This is a genomic window from Lactobacillus sp. UMNPBX16, assembly GCF_002553775.1.
In the GTDB taxonomy this organism is placed as follows: Bacteria; Bacillota; Bacilli; order Lactobacillales; family Lactobacillaceae; genus Lactobacillus; species Lactobacillus crispatus.
Genome location: NZ_PCYU01000027.1, coordinates 121,803 through 137,772 on the forward strand (window position 1 = coordinate 121,803; position 15,970 = coordinate 137,772).

Consider the following 15,970-nt stretch of genomic DNA (forward strand, 5'->3'; position numbering starts at 1 on the left):
TGGAAATGCTTATTTATTTTCAATAAAGCTTAGTCTTGCTTAGCTTTATCCTTTTCTTTCATTTGCTTTTCAATATCAGCAATTGAGTATACTGAATCTGGCTTCTTAACGTCAGCTTCAGGTTCCATGCTGCGGTATACAGGCATACCAGTACCAGCTGGAATAATTTTACCGATAATAACGTTTTCCTTAAGTCCAAGAAGTGGATCATTCTTACCTCTAATAGATGCATCAGTAAGAACACGTGTGGTTTCCTGGAATGAAGCAGCTGACAAGAAACTGTTAGTTTCCAAAGCAGCCTTAGTAATACCCAAGATAACGCTTTGAGCAGTTGCTGGAATACCACCAGAAATAATAACTTCCTTGTTGCGGTCTCTAAATTGAACAATATCCATAACTTCACCTGGCAAGATGTCAGTTTCACCTGGATCAAGGACACGAACCTTTTGCAGCATTTGACGAGTTAACACTTCAACGTGCTTGTCGGCAATGTCTACACCCTGCATTCTATAAGCCTTTTGAACTTCAGCTAAGATGTACTTTTCAGTAGTTAATGTATCAGTAACTTGAATCAATTCCTTAGGATCAACAGAACCAAGAGTTAACTTGTCACCACGATGAACGTAGTCACCTTCGCTAACAGCAACTGAAGCTGTATAAGGAACACTGTAGCTTCTAGTATCAATCTTACCCTTAACAGTAATTTCACGAGTATGTTCTGCTGGGTTTTCTTGAATTGAATCAATTACACCATCAACTTCAGAAATGGTTGCACGACCCTTAGGGTTACGTGCTTCAAACAATTCTTGCACACGAGGCAAACCTTGAGTGATATCTTCAGCACCGGCAACACCACCGTTGTGGAAAGTTCTCAAAGTAAGCTGAGTACCTGGTTCACCAATTGATTGAGCAGCAACAGTACCAACTGCTTCACCAACTTCAACTTCTTCACCAGTAGCAAGGTTCATACCGTAACACTTGCGACATACGCCGTGAGGAGTATCACAGGTAAGAATTGAACGAATCTTAACGTGAGTTACACCTGCATCACAAATCTTGTGTGCCATGTTTTCATCCATCATGACATCTCTGCCGACAATAGTTTCGCCAGTTTCAGGATCTTTAACAGTCTCAGCAGTGAAACGACCAACCAAACGGTCAAATAGTGGTTCGATCATTTCGTCACCTTCCATGATGGCACTAACTGTAATACCACGATCAGTACCACAATCGTCATCACGAATAATAACGTCCTGAGCAACATCAACCAAACGACGAGTCAAGTAACCTGACTGAGCAGTCTTTAATGCAGTATCAGTCATACCCTTACGAGCACCGTGAGTGGACATGAACAATTCCAATACTGACAAACCTTCCTTAAAGTTTGAAGTAACAGGAATTTCGAACAAACCACCGTTAGGAGTGGCCATCAAACCACGCATACCGGCTAACTGAGTAAAGTTAGAAATGTTACCACGGGCACCTGAGTCTGCCATGATTGAAATTGGATTACGAGGTGCGTGAATTTGTGCAATTTCGTTTTGGATCTTGTCCTTACATGCATTCCAAATACTAATTACTCGGTCGTGACGTTCTTGTTCAGTAATCAAACCACGTCTAAATTGCTTAGAAACAACATCAACTTGTTTACGTGCCTTGGCTACCTTTTCATCCTTATCTTGGATTTCTGGAACGTCAGTCATACCAATAGTAATACCTGAAGTAGTTGAGCTAGTGTAGCCTAACTTCTTCAAATCATCCAAGTATTCTGAAGTTCTTTGAACCTTGTAATACTTGTAAATAGTAGCAATAGAATCTGACAAGAAGCTTCCCTTAAATGGACTAGCGATTAAATCATCGCCTACTTCATCGATCTTCTTATCAATCTCTTCGCCTTCACCTAAGAAGTACTTAGCATCCAACGGATTGTTCAAGTTCTCTTCAGTTGGTTCATTGATATAGAAGTAATCATCTGGGAACAATTGATTGAAGACAATCTTACCATAAGTGGTAATAAAGATGCCGTGTTCATGTCCCTTAGGCCATGGCTTTTTAGGCATAGCATCTGCAGACATACCAATAATGGTATGGTAGTGAATATCGCCATTTTCGTAAGCTACAGCAGCTTCTGCTGGTGAGCTGAAGATCATACCTTCACCTTCACGACCACGTTCGGCCTGAGTTAACCAGTAGTTACCCAAAACGATATCCTGCGATGGAGTAACAATTGGCTTACCATCCTTAGGAGCCAAAATGTGGTGAGCAGCCAACATTAACAATCTTGATTCAGCAACAGCTTCATCAGAAAGTGGTACGTGAATAGCCATCTGGTCACCATCGAAGTCGGCATTGTAGGCTTCACAAGCTAATGGGTGAAGTCTAATTGACTTACCTGGTACCAAGATTGGCTCAAAGGCTTGAATACTCAAACGGTGAAGAGTAGGTGCACGGTTTAAAAGAACTGGACGTTCCTTAATCACATCTTCAAGTACATCCCAGATATCGTCATCTTCACGGTCAATCTTACGCTTAGCATTCTTGATGTTTGATGCAATTCCACGTTTAACTAATTCATGCATTACAAATGGCTTGAACAATTCCAAAGCCATTGGACGTGGCACACCACATTGATAGAACTTCAATTTTGGTGAAACATCGATAACTGAACGACCAGAGTAGTCAACACGCTTACCAAGCAAGTTTTGACGGAAACGTCCTTGCTTACCCTTAAGCATATGTGAAAGTGACTTCAATGGACGGTTACCTGGTCCAACAACTGGACGACCACGACGACCGTTATCAATTAAAGCATCAACAGCTTCTTGAAGCATACGCTTTTCGTTTTGAACAATAATATTAGGTGCGTTCAAATCAAGCAATCTCTTCAAACGGTTGTTACGGTTGATTACACGTCTGTACAAATCGTTCAAATCTGAAGTTGCAAAACGGCCACCTTCAAGTTGAACCATTGGACGAAGATCTGGTGGAATTACTGGAACGGCATCCATTACCATCCATTCAGGCTTGTTACCTGAATTCTTGAAGGCATCCAAGATATCTAACCGTCTAATTGCACGCGTACGTTTTTGACCAGTGGCAGTTTGAAGTTCTTTCTTCAAATCCTTAACTTCTTTATCAAGGTCAACTTTCTTAAGCAAATCGCGAACAGCTTCAGCACCCATCTTAGCTTCAAAACGGTTACCGTACTTAGCTTTTTGTTCACGGTATTCAGCTTCAGTTAATAATTGCTTAGGTTCAAGGTCAGTATCACCTGGATCAATTACAATGTATGCAGCAAAGTAAATAACTTCTTCAAGTAATCTTGGAGAAATGTCCAAAACTAATCCCATTCTTGATGGGATACCCTTAAAGTACCAAATGTGAGTTACAGGTGCAGCCAATTCAATATGACCCATACGTTCTCTTCTTACCTTTGAAGAAGTAACTTCAACACCACAACGGTCACAAACGATACCACGGTATCTAACGCCCTTGTACTTACCACAAGCACATGACCAATCTTTTGTTGGTCCAAAAATTCTCTCATCAAATAAGCCATCTTTTTCAGGCTTTAAAGTACGGTAGTTGATGGTCTCTGGCTTTTTAACTTCACCATATGACCAGCTTCTGATCTTGTTAGGTGATGCAAGACCAATTTGCATACTTTCAAACTTATTTACGTCGATCAAAAGTTTAACCTCCTACTATTTAGAAACTTTATCGTCAGACTCATCTGCAGGAGCTACCGGCTTATCTGCATTTTCTTTACTGTCTTTATCTTCTGATTTTCCAGTTTCTTCGGCTAACTTCTTCTTTTCTTGCTCTTCTGCCATCCGTGACAAAGTATCGATGTTCAAGTGTTCACTTGAGTCTTCATCCATATCACGAAGTTCAATTTCATTATGGTTCATATCAAGAACACGGATATCCAAACCTAATGATTGAAGTTCCTTAACAAGAACACGGAATGATTCTGGAACACCTGGCTTAGGAATCTTTTCACCCTTAACAATAGCTTCATATGCCTTTACACGACCAACAACGTCATCTGACTTATAAGTCAAAATCTCTTGCAATGTGTAAGCAGCACCATAAGCTTCAAGGGCCCAAACTTCCATTTCACCAAAACGCTGACCACCAAATTGTGCTTTACCACCAAGTGGTTGTTGAGTAACCAATGAGTAAGGCCCAATTGAACGTGCGTGGATCTTGTCGTCAACCATGTGGGTCAACTTCAAGTAGTGCATAACACCTACAGATACACGGTTGTGGAATGGTTCACCGGTACGACCATCATAAACAACGGTCTTACCATCTTTATCAACACCTGCTTGACGAACTGTGTCCCAAACGTCATTTTCGTCAGCACCATCAAATACTGGTGTTGCAACGTGAATGCCCAATTGACGAGCAGCTGCACCTAAGTGCAATTCAAGAAGCTGTCCGATGTTCATACGTGATGGAACACCCATTGGGTTTAAACAAATATCTACTGGAGTACCATCTGGTAAGTATGGCATGTCTTCTTCTGGAACAACTGCAGCAACAGTACCCTTGTTACCGTGACGACCAGACATCTTGTCCCCAACTTGAATCTTTCTCTTTTGAGCGATGTAAACACGAACCATTGTGTTAACACCTGGTGAAAGTTCATCGCCGGCTTCACGAGTATAAACCTTAACGTCTTGAACAATACCGCCACCACCGTGTGGTACACGAAGTGAAGTATCACGAACTTCACGAGCTTTTTCACCGAAAATAGCGTGAAGTAATCTTTCTTCAGCAGATAATTCAGTTACACCCTTAGGAGTTACCTTACCTACCAAAATGTCGCCATCGTGGACTTCTGCACCAACACGAACGATACCATCAGCATCAAGATCCTTCAAAGCATCCTCACCAATATTAGGAAGTTCTCTAGTAATTTCTTCTGGACCTAACTTAGTGTCACGAGCTTCTGATTCATAATCTTCAATACTGATTGAAGTATAAACATCATCCTTAACTAATCGTTCAGAAAGCATGATGGCATCTTCATAGTTGTACATATTCCAAGTCATGAAGGCAATCAATGGGTTTTGACCTAAAGCAAGTTCGCCATGATCCATAGTTGGACCGTTAGCAATTACATCACTCTTGTCAACCTGATCACCTAATTTAACATTAGGAGTTTGGTTGTATGACTTAGAGTTATTTGAACGACGGTACTTTTCAAGTGTGTATTTGTCCAAAGTACCATCTTCACGTCTAATACGGATTTCATTAGCATCAACGTATTCAACTACACCAGCAGCCTTAGCAATTAAAGCAGCACCTGAATCGTGGGCGGCACGGTATTCCATACCAGTACCAACAAGTGAACCATGCGGATTAATTAATGGTGCAGCCTGACGTTGCTGGTTGGCACCCATCAAAGCACGGTTAGAGTCATCGTTTTCAAGGAATGGAATACATGCTGAAGCGACAGAAACAACTTGCTTAGGAATAACGTCCATGTAGTCAATCTTATCTGGAGAAACTTCGACGTTATCTTCCTTTTGACGAGCCAAGATCAACTTCTCCTTAAATGAACCATCATCATTCAATGGAGTGTTGGCACCAGCGATAATGTAATTATCTTCTTCGTCAGCAGTCAAATAGTCGATCTTATCAGTAACCTTGTGGTCCTTCCAAGAAACACGACGGTATGGGGTTTCGATAAAACCATACTTATTAATAATCGCATATGAAGCAAGTGAGTTGATCAACCCAATGTTAGGACCTTCTGGAGTTTCGATAGGACACAAACGACCATAGTGAGTATAGTGAACGTCACGAACTTCATAACCAGCACGGTCACGGGTCAAACCACCAGGCCCTAAGGCTGACATACGACGTTTATGAGTCAATTCACCTAATGGGTTATGTTGATCCATAAACTGTGAAAGTTGTGATGAACCAAAGAATTCCTTAATACTTGCAACAATTGGACGAATGTTGATCAATTGTTGTGGAGTAACTGTTGAAGGATCTTGGATTGACATTCTTTCACGAACAACACGTTCCATACGTGCCAAACCAATTCTAAATTGGTTTTGAAGAAGTTCACCAACACGACGAATACGACGGTTACCCAAGTGGTCGATATCATCAGTAGTACCAATTTCATCTTGCAATGCAAAGAAGTAATTGATTGAAGCTAAAACATCAGCTGGAGTCAAATGCTTAACGTTATCAGCAATATGACCATTTGACATTAATTTAACTTCACGTTCAGGGTCTACCTTTGAGTAAACCTTAATTTCTTGAACTGTAATAGGATCTGGTAATACGCCTTCCTTTGAAGGTTGGTAAGTTACCATCTTAAAGTCATCACGATCAAGGTATGGAGCTAACTTATCCATTACTTCGTGGGTAACTACAGTACCCTTCTTAACAACAATTTCCCCAGTATCTGGATCAGCTAAAGTTTCAGCTAAAGTTTGACCGTATAAACGGTTCTTAAGTGAAAGCTTCTTATTGATCTTGTAACGACCTACAGGTGCTAAATCGTAACGACGTGGATCAAAGAAACGGGCATACAAAAGTGAACGTGAAGAATCAGTAGTCTTTGGTTCACCTGGACGAAGTCTTTCATAGATATCCTTTAAGGCTTCAGCTACACGTGAGTCAGCTGGGTTCTTATGAACATCCTTGTCCAAAGTGAATTGCAAAGTATCACTTTGACCAAACATATCAATAATGTCACTGTCAGAGCCAATACCCATTGCTCTAATCAATACAGTAAGAGGCAATTTACGAGTACGGTCTACACGAACAAATGAAACGTTCTTTGCGTCGGTTTCATATTCAAGCCAAGCACCACGGTTAGGAATAACAGTAGTACCAAAGATTTGACGACCATTCTTGTCATAGTCGCCAGTGTAATATACACCTGGTGATCTTACCAATTGTGAAACGATAACTCTTTCAGCACCGTTAACAATAAATGAACCTGATTCGGTCATTAATGGCAAATCGCCAAAGAAAACATCTTGAGTCTTAATTTCACCAGTTTCTTGGTTAGTAAGCTTCAAGGTAACGTGCATTGGTGCAGCATAAGTTGCATCATGATTACGAGCTTCATCAACGGTATACTTAGGCTTTTGCAATTTATAGCCAACATACTCTAATGAAAGCTTACCTGAGAAATCACTAATTGGCATAATGTCGTCAAAGACTTCTTTAATGCCTTTATCAAGAAACCACTTATATGATTCGGTTTGAACATCAGTTAAGTTAGGCAGCTTCAATACTTCTTTAATGCGGGAGAAGCTACGTCTAGTTCGATGTTTACCGTAGTTCACTACGTGTCCATTTAACAAGGAAAAACATCCTTTCTGTCTAAGAAAGCAAATATTACATTTCTGTTACAAATTCAAAAAACTGCAATTTTAGGCATAAAAAAGACAAAAACAACAATTGTCGTTTTTGTCCTTTATCATTTTGCTGGACAATAGATCAGCAAAATCCTGAATCTCAGTCTTTTTAAATCAGCAAAAATTATATTATATTTTCAGCATTTTGTCAAGGTATAGCACCAATATCACTTGACTTTTACAGTTTCTTTTTTCGGATTAACTACTTCAAATTTTAAATGTCCATGCTGACTACCAATTTTCAAAGTGTCGCCTGACTTAACTTCGCCTACAATCAACATCTCGGCAATCTTGTCTTCAATATCATTTTGAATTGCTCTTCTCAATGGTCGAGCACCATTTTCTGGATCATAACCATCTTGTGCAATCTGATCCAGTGCTGCCCGTGATAGCTTCAATTCGATACCCTTCTTTTGCAAACGAACTACCAGCTTGTGCGTTAACAAAGTTACAATATTGCGCAGCTGCTTCTTATCTAGTTCATCGAAAATAATAGTTTCATCGATTCTGTTTAAAAATTCTGGGCGGAAGAATTGTTTGATTGCTTGTTCAACTTTAGCTGATCTCGCCTTGGCTGGATCTGCATTATCTGCATTGAAGCCGACCGCCTTATTATCAAAGAGCGAACGAGAACCTAAATTAGAAGTCATGATTATAATTGTATTTCTAAAGTCGACTTTTCTACCTTTGGAGTCAGTCAAAAATCCTTCATCTAAAACCTGCAAAAGCAAGTTAAAGACATCTGGATGAGCTTTTTCTACTTCGTCAAGCAAAATAACCGAGTACGGATGACGACGAACCTTTTCAGATAATTGACCGCCTTCTTCATAACCGACATAGCCTGGTGCCGAGCCAATTAATTTGCTTGAAGCAATTTGGTCCATATATTCAGACATATCTAGCCTAATCAAATTGTCTTCCGAGCCAAACATTGCTGCTGCAACTGACTTAGCTAGTTCTGTCTTACCAACACCAGTTGGACCTAGGAACAAGAAGGAACCAATCGGACGACGTTCATCTTTAATCCCGCTTCTACTACGACGAATAGCACGGGCAACTGCTGAAACAGCCTTATCTTGCCCAATAACACGTTGGTGTAAAATCTTTTCCAGGTTAGCTAGCTGCCGTGATTCATTGCGTTTCATCTGGGTAACAGGGACGCCAGTCCAGTCGGAAACCACTTTAGCAATATCTTCTGGCTCAACCACAGCTTTAGCACTAACTTTGTCTTTCAACTTCTCTACCATTGCTTCACGTTGCATTTCTAAGTTGTTCTGCTCATCCTGCAATTGAGCAGCTTTAACAAAGTTTTGACTAGCGGCAGACATATTCTTTTGCGTAATCAGTTTCTTAATTTGCTCATTAACTTTTTCTAGCTCAGCATCATTGCTAATGTTATTACGAATCTTAACTGCGGCACTAGCTTCATCTACTAAGTCAATCGCCTTATCTGGCAAAAAGCGATCCGAAATATAGCGCGTTGACAAATCAACTGCATCCTTCAAGCTCTCATCAGAAATAGTCACATGATGGAACTTTTCATATTTCGACTTCAAGCCACGCATAATTGTCAAAGTATCATCTCTTGAAGGCTCACTTAAGCGCACTTGTTGAAAACGACGTGCCAAAGCTTGATCTTTTTCAATGTACTTTTGATATTCATTAAAAGTAGTTGCACCAATCATTTGAATATCGCCACGAGCAAGCGAAGGCTTCAAGATATTAGAAGCATCAATTGCACCTTCAGCACCACCAGCACCAATTAAAGTATGCATTTCATCAACAAAGAGAATGACATTGCCATCCTTGGTGACTTCGTTCAGGATTTTCTTCATTCTGTCTTCAAACTCACCACGATACTTAGTCCCAGCAACCAAACTACCTAAATTTAAGGCCATTACCCGTTTCTTAAGCATATCCTGTGGCACTTTTTTGTTGACAATCTCAGTTGCAATCGCTTCAGCAACAGCAGTCTTACCAACTCCTGGTTCACCAACTAAAACAGGATTATTCTTAGTCCGTCGAGACAAAATTTGAATCACACGCTTAATTTCTTGGTCACGGCCAATCACCGGATCAATCTCGCCATTACGCACACGTTGATTTAAATTAACTGCTACCTTATCTAAGTTAGGAGTAGTGCTCTTGCTCTTCTTTTGACCAGTCGTCGTGTTATCATCACCCAGCCAATTAGCTGAATCACCAAAGTCTTGGTCTTGACTCAAACTGTCTTCAACATCCTGCTGCAGACGAGGAATATCAACATTCAAGTTTTTCAAAATCATTGCTGATAAAACCTGCTCACTTGCAGTAATTCCCAGCAAAACATGATTAGTGTTAACTTCCTTAACTCCATCGTCATTAGCTCGTCTTCTAGCATAATCCAAAGCTAAACTCAAACGTGGTGACATTTCCATGTAGCTTGCCTTAGGGGCAGAGCCATAACCTGTATAACGTTCAATTTCTTCACGTACTGCAGTTGGTGTTAATCCCCATGAACGCAAGATTTTTCCTGCTTCACCGTCAGTTTCAATTACTAGAGCCAATAAAACATGTTCTGTGCCAATCAAGCGATGATGAAAATTTTGTGCTTGTTCACGTGCAATTTTCAATACTTGATTAACGCTCTTACTATATGAATTTTCCATACAAACACCACCCTTTAAAATACGTTATGGTATTTTACTTTTCTTTTGTCAGTAAGTAAAACAATTTGACTTATCTTCAACTTCATTATGTCCAATTCTAATAATTACGCAAAAATTGCTTTCGCTATTTCAGTTAAATACTTTTTATCAATTTCGTCAAAATTAGCTAGCTTGGTCGAATCAAAATCAAAGACGCCCCAAAGTTTTCCCTGATTAAAAATTGGTACAACGATTTCCGAATTTGAAGCACTATCACAAGCAATGTGACCAGCAAATTCATGTACATCCTTAACAATCTGCGTTGTTTTTGCTTGTGCAGCCGTACCACAAACACCTTTTCCCATTTGAATATGAACACATGCTGGCATCCCCTGAAATGGACCCAATATCAGTTCATCATTTTCATAGCGATAAACACCTGCAAAATTCACATCATTTAACGAATTAAACAAAAGAGCAGATAAATTAGCTGTATTAGCAATCCAATCATCTTCTCCCTCAATCAAAGCTCTAGCTTGCTCCACTAATAATTTGTATTTTTCTTCAGTAGTTGCCGTCATTTTTAATCTCCCTTTAAGTTTTAAAAGATATTATAACAAAAAGAAAAAAGCTACCCAAACGGATAGCTTGTATATCGGGAAAATCGGACTTGAACCGGCGACCTCTACGTCCCGAACGTAGCGCTCTACCAAACTGAGCTATTTCCCGTAAAAAAAGACTCACCACTTGGTGAGCCTTCTATCTTGGAGCGGAAGACGGGATTCGAACCCGCGACCCCCACCATGGCAAGGTGATGTTCTACCACTGAACTACTTCCGCAACAACAGATATTATTATAGCAGGTATCTGATACATTGCAATAGTTTTTTGTAAAAAATTCAAAAAGTTTTCTTACATCTAAAACTGCATATATGGAAAAATAAAAAGCTCATCCAAAGATGAGCTTTTGTCTTGGAGCGGAAGACGGGATTCGAACCCGCGACCCCCACCATGGCAAGGTGATGTTCTACCACTGAACTACTTCCGCGACAACAGGTATTATTATAGCAAATACATTTTTCTTTGCAAGACCTTTTTATCAAAAAAGATAAATTTATTTTAGGCACAAAAAAAGCTCACATTCGTGAGCTCTTCATCTCGGAGCGGAAGACGGGATTCGAACCCGCGACCCCCACCATGGCAAGGTGATGTTCTACCACTGAACTACTTCCGCGATACAAAAAGTATTATAGCAAAGATTATTCTCTTTGCAAATACTTTTTGAGAAAAAGTTGAATTACTTAGCTTCAAAATAGTAACTATCAAAGGTCAGCTCTAAGTCCAACTTAATATTACCGGTACCGCTCTTAGAATTCTTAGGCACATGAATTTCACCGATGGTATCGCCATCTTTGTCTACTAGATCATAATTTCTGTTCCTTTTACTTGGCTTAAAATTATTGACTCTTACATGTGCTTTAAAATCATAATCGTGAACTGGAAGCTTGCCCTTATGTGAAAGCATTGAACGATTCCAATTAGTACCACGTGCTTCATTAATAATATTAGGGTTAACAAAAGAAATATTGCTAAATTTAAATTTAGGTTTATTACCTACAAAAGCAGACTTTTTAGCTGACTTTAAAGTTAAATTCTTTAAGAAAATATTCTTAACTTGCTTTACTGAATATGGTGAAGCTGGATCGTGATCATAATCTTTGTGAGATAAAACTTTTAATCCATCTTTATCACAACGAACCTTAATAACCCAGAAACTATATCCGCTGTCTTTACCAGCCGGAATGTCAACGGAGCCTTGAATATTATCTCGAATTGCCGCATCCGTTCTAGGATTATTAATAGTCGAATAGAAAGTCAATCTTAGGTTTTGGTCACTTGGCTTTTTCCAATTCTTTACATACATTTCATTTGCAATTGTATAAGTACCGTAAGGCATATGATCAAAATCATGATATTGATCATTGTAAATAATAAATGTATGTTCATACCAAGTCCCAGGTTGTGACTCATCTAAAATTTCTGCACGAGCTCCGTTTTTTAACAATTCACGCTCATTAAAAAATTTATTTATCAATTGTTCAGATGAAGCATGATAATCTTCATCATCATCATCTGCTTTAACTGCTTGATTAGTAGTTAATCCTATAGCCACTAAACTAAAAAAGAATAACGCTAAAAACAGAGATCCAATCTTTTTTAATTTCATAAATCTATCCCTCCAAAAATAAAATCATTTGCAGTTTATAACCAAAGCACCTTTATGTCAACAGTCCTTGAATAAACAAAAAATCTCATACCCATGTTTCAAAACACAGATATGAGATTTATTTTTATATCAAAATTTGATATTACTTGTTTTCTTTATTCTTCTTTTCCATATCAGCCTTAACTTCAGCTTCTACGCTTTCAACACGTTCTGGACGCATTGTTGGGAACAAAAGAACATCACGAATAGCTGGAGCATCAGTCAAAAGCATTACCAAACGGTCAATACCGATACCCAAACCACCTGTAGGTGGCATACCGTATTCCATAGCACGAAGGTAATCTTCATCGATCATGTCAGCTTCGTCGTTACCTGCTTCACGTTCTTCCATTTGAGCTTCGAAACGTTCACGTTGGTCGTCAGGATCGTTCAATTCTGAGAAGGCGTTACCGTATTCTTCACCCATGATGTAAATTTCGAAACGATCAGTAAATCTTGGATCGTCAGCATTCTTCTTAGCAAGTGGTGAGATTTCTACTGGGTGACCGTAAACGAAGGTTGGGTCAACAATAGTTTCTTCACAGTACTTTTCAAAGAAGGCGTTAATAATGTGACCAACTTTCCAGAACTTTTCAACGTGGATGTCGTGGTCTTCCGCAATCTTAGTTGCTTCTTCAAGAGTCATTGGCTTCCAGAAGTCAACGCCAGTCTTTTCCTTGATCAAGTCAACCATGTGAACGCGACGGAATGGCTTGCCTAAGTCAATGTCAGTACCTTGGTAAGTGATCTTACCGTCATCTGAAACAACCTTAGCTGCAGCACGGATAATACCTTCAGCTTCATCCATAACATCATGGTAGTCCCAGTATGCTGCGTAACTTTCAAGTTCAGTAAATTCTGGGTTGTGGTGAGTGTCCAAACCTTCGTTTCTGAATACACGGCCGATTTCGTAAACACGTTCCATATCACCAACAATCAAACGCTTAAGTGGAAGTTCCAAAGCAATTCTCATGTAAAGGTTAATATCCAAAGCGTTGTGGTGAGTAATAAATGGACGAGCTTCAGCACCACCAGGAATGTTGTGAAGTACTGGAGTTTCAACCTCCAAGAAGTTTTGACCATTTAAGTAGTCACGAATAGCTTGAATGATTTGAGTACGGTGAACAAAGCGCATGTAGCTGTCACGGTTAGTGATCAAATCAAGGTAACGTTGACGATAAATTGCCTCAACGTCCTTTAAACCATGGTACTTATCTGGTAATGGACGAAGAGCCTTTGATAAGAAAGTTACGTGAAGGGCTCTAATAGTAAGCTCTCCAGTATCAGTCTTCATAACTTCACCCTCAATACCTAAGAAATCACCAATATCAGATTTCTTAAAGATCTTGTAGTTATCTTCGCCAACAATATCCTTACGTACATAAATTTGAATCTTACCAGTACGGTCATAAAGATCAGCAAAACCAACCTTACCCTTACCACGTTTTGCAAGCATACGACCTGCAATTTTGGTCTTAGGCATATCAGCGTTTAATTCTTCCTTATCTTCATTGCCATACTTTTCTTCCAAAGTACTTGCCAAATCTTGACGATCAAATTTTCTTCGGCCAAATGGTTCAATTCCGTTTTCACGTAATTCTTCCATCTTTTGGCGACGGACTATTAATTGGTCGTTCATTTCATTCTTTGCCAATTTATCTTTCCTCCATTATTTGTTCATTACCGCGCGTCGTGCAGCACGAGCTTCTTCTCTTTTTTCATATTCATCAACAAAATTATCGAGCAAGTCATATACTTCTTGACGCGTCCAGACCTCATTTATTTTAGCACGAGTACGGGCCGAACGGGGAATTCCCTTTAAATAGTATGCAGCTTGTTGTCGAAATTCTGGTACAGCACGCTTTTCACCGTGAATTTTAACGAGTGCATGTAACTGGTGTTTGGCCGTTTCAACCTTCTCGCGAACAGTTTGCGGTTGTAATTTTTCACCAGTTTCAAGATAGTGAACCATATCCTTCAGAATCCACGGATTACCTAAGGCAGCACGACCGACCATTATTGCAGTACAACCGATCTCATCCAATGCTTTTTTAGCTAATTCGGGTGTTCTAATATCACCATTAGCCACAAAAGGCACATCTAGCACCTGGGCAACATCATGTAATACTTCCCAGTCAGCTTCACCTTGATACATTTGTTTACGTGTTCTACCATGCATCGCAATCATGCTTGCGCCTGCTTCTTGAGCAGCTAATGCATTTTCTACAGCAAAAATATGCTTTTTATCCCAGCCTGTTCTCATTTTAACAGAAACCGGCTTTTTAACGTTCTGCACTACTGCGTGAACCATCTGATAAATCTTGTTTGAATCAAGTAGCCACTTCGAACCTGCATCAGTCTTTGTTACTTTAGGTACAGGACAACCCATATTAATATCAATAATATCCGCATCGGTATGTTGATCAATATATTGAGCAGCTTGAAGCAAAGTTTCCTCGCTTCCGCCAAAGATTTGAATGCTCATTGGGTGTTCACGCGGATCAACATCCATCATACTTAATGTCTTTTTATTTCCATAAATGATCCCATGATCAGAAATCATTTCGCAGACAACCAGCCCCGCTCCGAATTCCTTACAGACAACGCGGAATGCAGAGTTTGAAACTCCCGCCATCGGCGCAACAACAACTCGGTTTGGAATGGTGATATCGCGAATTTTCCAGCTGTTATTCACCAAATCATCCTTTCAAAATTACCCTATTATGATATCAAAAAAGCCCCGCTGGTTAAAACCTTAGGGCTTTATTTGCCTTAATAATCTTTATCTTTGTTCTTTTTAGCTAAAATATCTTTCAATTCATCTTCTGAATAATGATACTTGTTACCGCAGAAATTGCAAGTAAGTTCGGCACCATGATCTTCATTAATCATTGCTTCCAATTGATCGCTCTTCAAAGTTTCCAAAATACCAGCATACTTTTCTTTAGAACAATCACAGTTAAAGGCTACATCATCTTTTTCAAGAATCTTACAATCGGTTCCTAAGATTTTACGTGCTAAGTCTTCTGGCGTCATTCCATCCAAAAATGAAGTTGAGAGTGCTGGCAATGCATCAATTCGCTTAATCGTTTTATCGATCAAAGCATCACTAGCACCAGGAAGTGCTTGCAACATAAAGCCACCAGCTTCACCGATTGAATTATTTGGATTAACAAATACTGACAAACCAACAGCTGACGGAATTTGTTCTGACTTAGTCAAATAGTAAGCAAAATCTTCAGCAATTTCACCAGAAACAATTGGTACCTGACCTGTGTATGGTTCCTTCAAGCCAAGGTCCTTAGTTACTTCAAACCATCCTTGTCCAACAGCCTTTTTCACATCAATATGACCATTTTTCTTAGGTGGTAAAGCAATATGTGGATTCTTAACATAACCCTTTACCTTCAAATCGGAGGTAGCTGTCACGATGGTTGGACCAACAGGGCCATTGCCTAATAAACGGACTGTCAATTCTTCCTTATCTGTCAATTCTGCACCAGCAAGTAAAAGAGATCCTACTAAAGTACGACCAAGCACAGCAGCTGAAGCTGACCACAAGTCATGCCGCTTTTGTGCTTCACTCACTACACCCTTAGCGGTAATGGTTAACAAGCGTAAGTTTTTAGTCTTATCAATTGACTTTACTAAATAATCACTCATTTTTATCCTTCTTTTCT

General features: G+C 39.6%; 8 protein-coding genes and 4 tRNA genes. All 12 read right to left on the reverse strand.

Going from position 1 to position 15,970, the window contains the following annotated elements:
• Positions 1–29 precede the first annotated feature (29 nt).
• The 12 genes from rpoC to hslO all read right to left on the reverse strand — a co-directional run bounded on the left by rpoC (position 30) and on the right by hslO (position 15,953).
• Complete coding sequence (rpoC, locus tag CP367_RS07270) at positions 30–3,689, reverse strand: DNA-directed RNA polymerase subunit beta' (RefSeq protein WP_089145584.1); 3,660 nt, start codon at positions 3,687–3,689, stop codon at positions 30–32.
• A gap of 15 nt (positions 3,690–3,704) precedes the next feature.
• Positions 3,705–7,343 carry a DNA-directed RNA polymerase subunit beta gene (locus CP367_RS07275; protein ID WP_098043536.1) on the reverse strand — a complete coding sequence of 1,213 codons (3,639 nt, stop codon included), beginning with the start codon at positions 7,341–7,343 and terminating at the stop codon, positions 3,705–3,707.
• A 221-nt stretch (positions 7,344–7,564) separates the two neighbouring features.
• Positions 7,565–10,045 (reverse strand): ATP-dependent Clp protease ATP-binding subunit, encoded by a 2,481-nt coding sequence (locus CP367_RS07280; RefSeq protein WP_023488512.1) that lies wholly within the window; start codon positions 10,043–10,045, stop codon positions 7,565–7,567.
• Between the two features lie 104 nt (positions 10,046–10,149).
• On the reverse strand, positions 10,150–10,605 hold the full coding sequence (locus tag CP367_RS07285) for a GAF domain-containing protein (RefSeq protein WP_005720322.1): 456 nt from the start codon (positions 10,603–10,605) through the stop codon (positions 10,150–10,152).
• 74 nt (positions 10,606–10,679) lie between these two features.
• A tRNA-Pro gene (locus tag CP367_RS07290) sits at positions 10,680–10,753 on the reverse strand.
• A 36-nt stretch (positions 10,754–10,789) separates the two neighbouring features.
• Positions 10,790–10,864 (reverse strand) — tRNA-Gly (locus CP367_RS07295).
• 133 nt (positions 10,865–10,997) lie between these two features.
• Positions 10,998–11,072 (reverse strand) — tRNA-Gly (locus CP367_RS07300).
• A gap of 114 nt (positions 11,073–11,186) precedes the next feature.
• Positions 11,187–11,258 (reverse strand) — tRNA-Gly (locus CP367_RS07305).
• Between the two features lie 63 nt (positions 11,259–11,321).
• Positions 11,322–12,251, reverse strand: coding sequence for a hypothetical protein (locus tag CP367_RS07310; RefSeq protein WP_068812782.1), 930 nt, complete (start codon positions 12,249–12,251; stop codon positions 11,322–11,324).
• A 142-nt stretch (positions 12,252–12,393) separates the two neighbouring features.
• Positions 12,394–13,944, reverse strand: a complete 1,551-nt coding sequence (lysS, locus tag CP367_RS07315) for a lysine--tRNA ligase (protein WP_065990092.1) — start codon at positions 13,942–13,944, stop codon at positions 12,394–12,396.
• A gap of 15 nt (positions 13,945–13,959) precedes the next feature.
• Positions 13,960–14,985 carry a tRNA dihydrouridine synthase DusB gene (dusB, locus tag CP367_RS07320; RefSeq protein ID WP_179210812.1) on the reverse strand — a complete coding sequence of 342 codons (1,026 nt, stop codon included), beginning with the start codon at positions 14,983–14,985 and terminating at the stop codon, positions 13,960–13,962.
• A gap of 77 nt (positions 14,986–15,062) precedes the next feature.
• The gene (gene hslO / locus CP367_RS07325; RefSeq protein ID WP_054832657.1) at positions 15,063–15,953 is read right to left on the reverse strand and encodes an Hsp33 family molecular chaperone HslO; all 891 of its coding nucleotides are present in this window, start codon (positions 15,951–15,953) and stop codon (positions 15,063–15,065) included.
• Between the last annotated feature and the right edge of the window lie 17 nt (positions 15,954–15,970).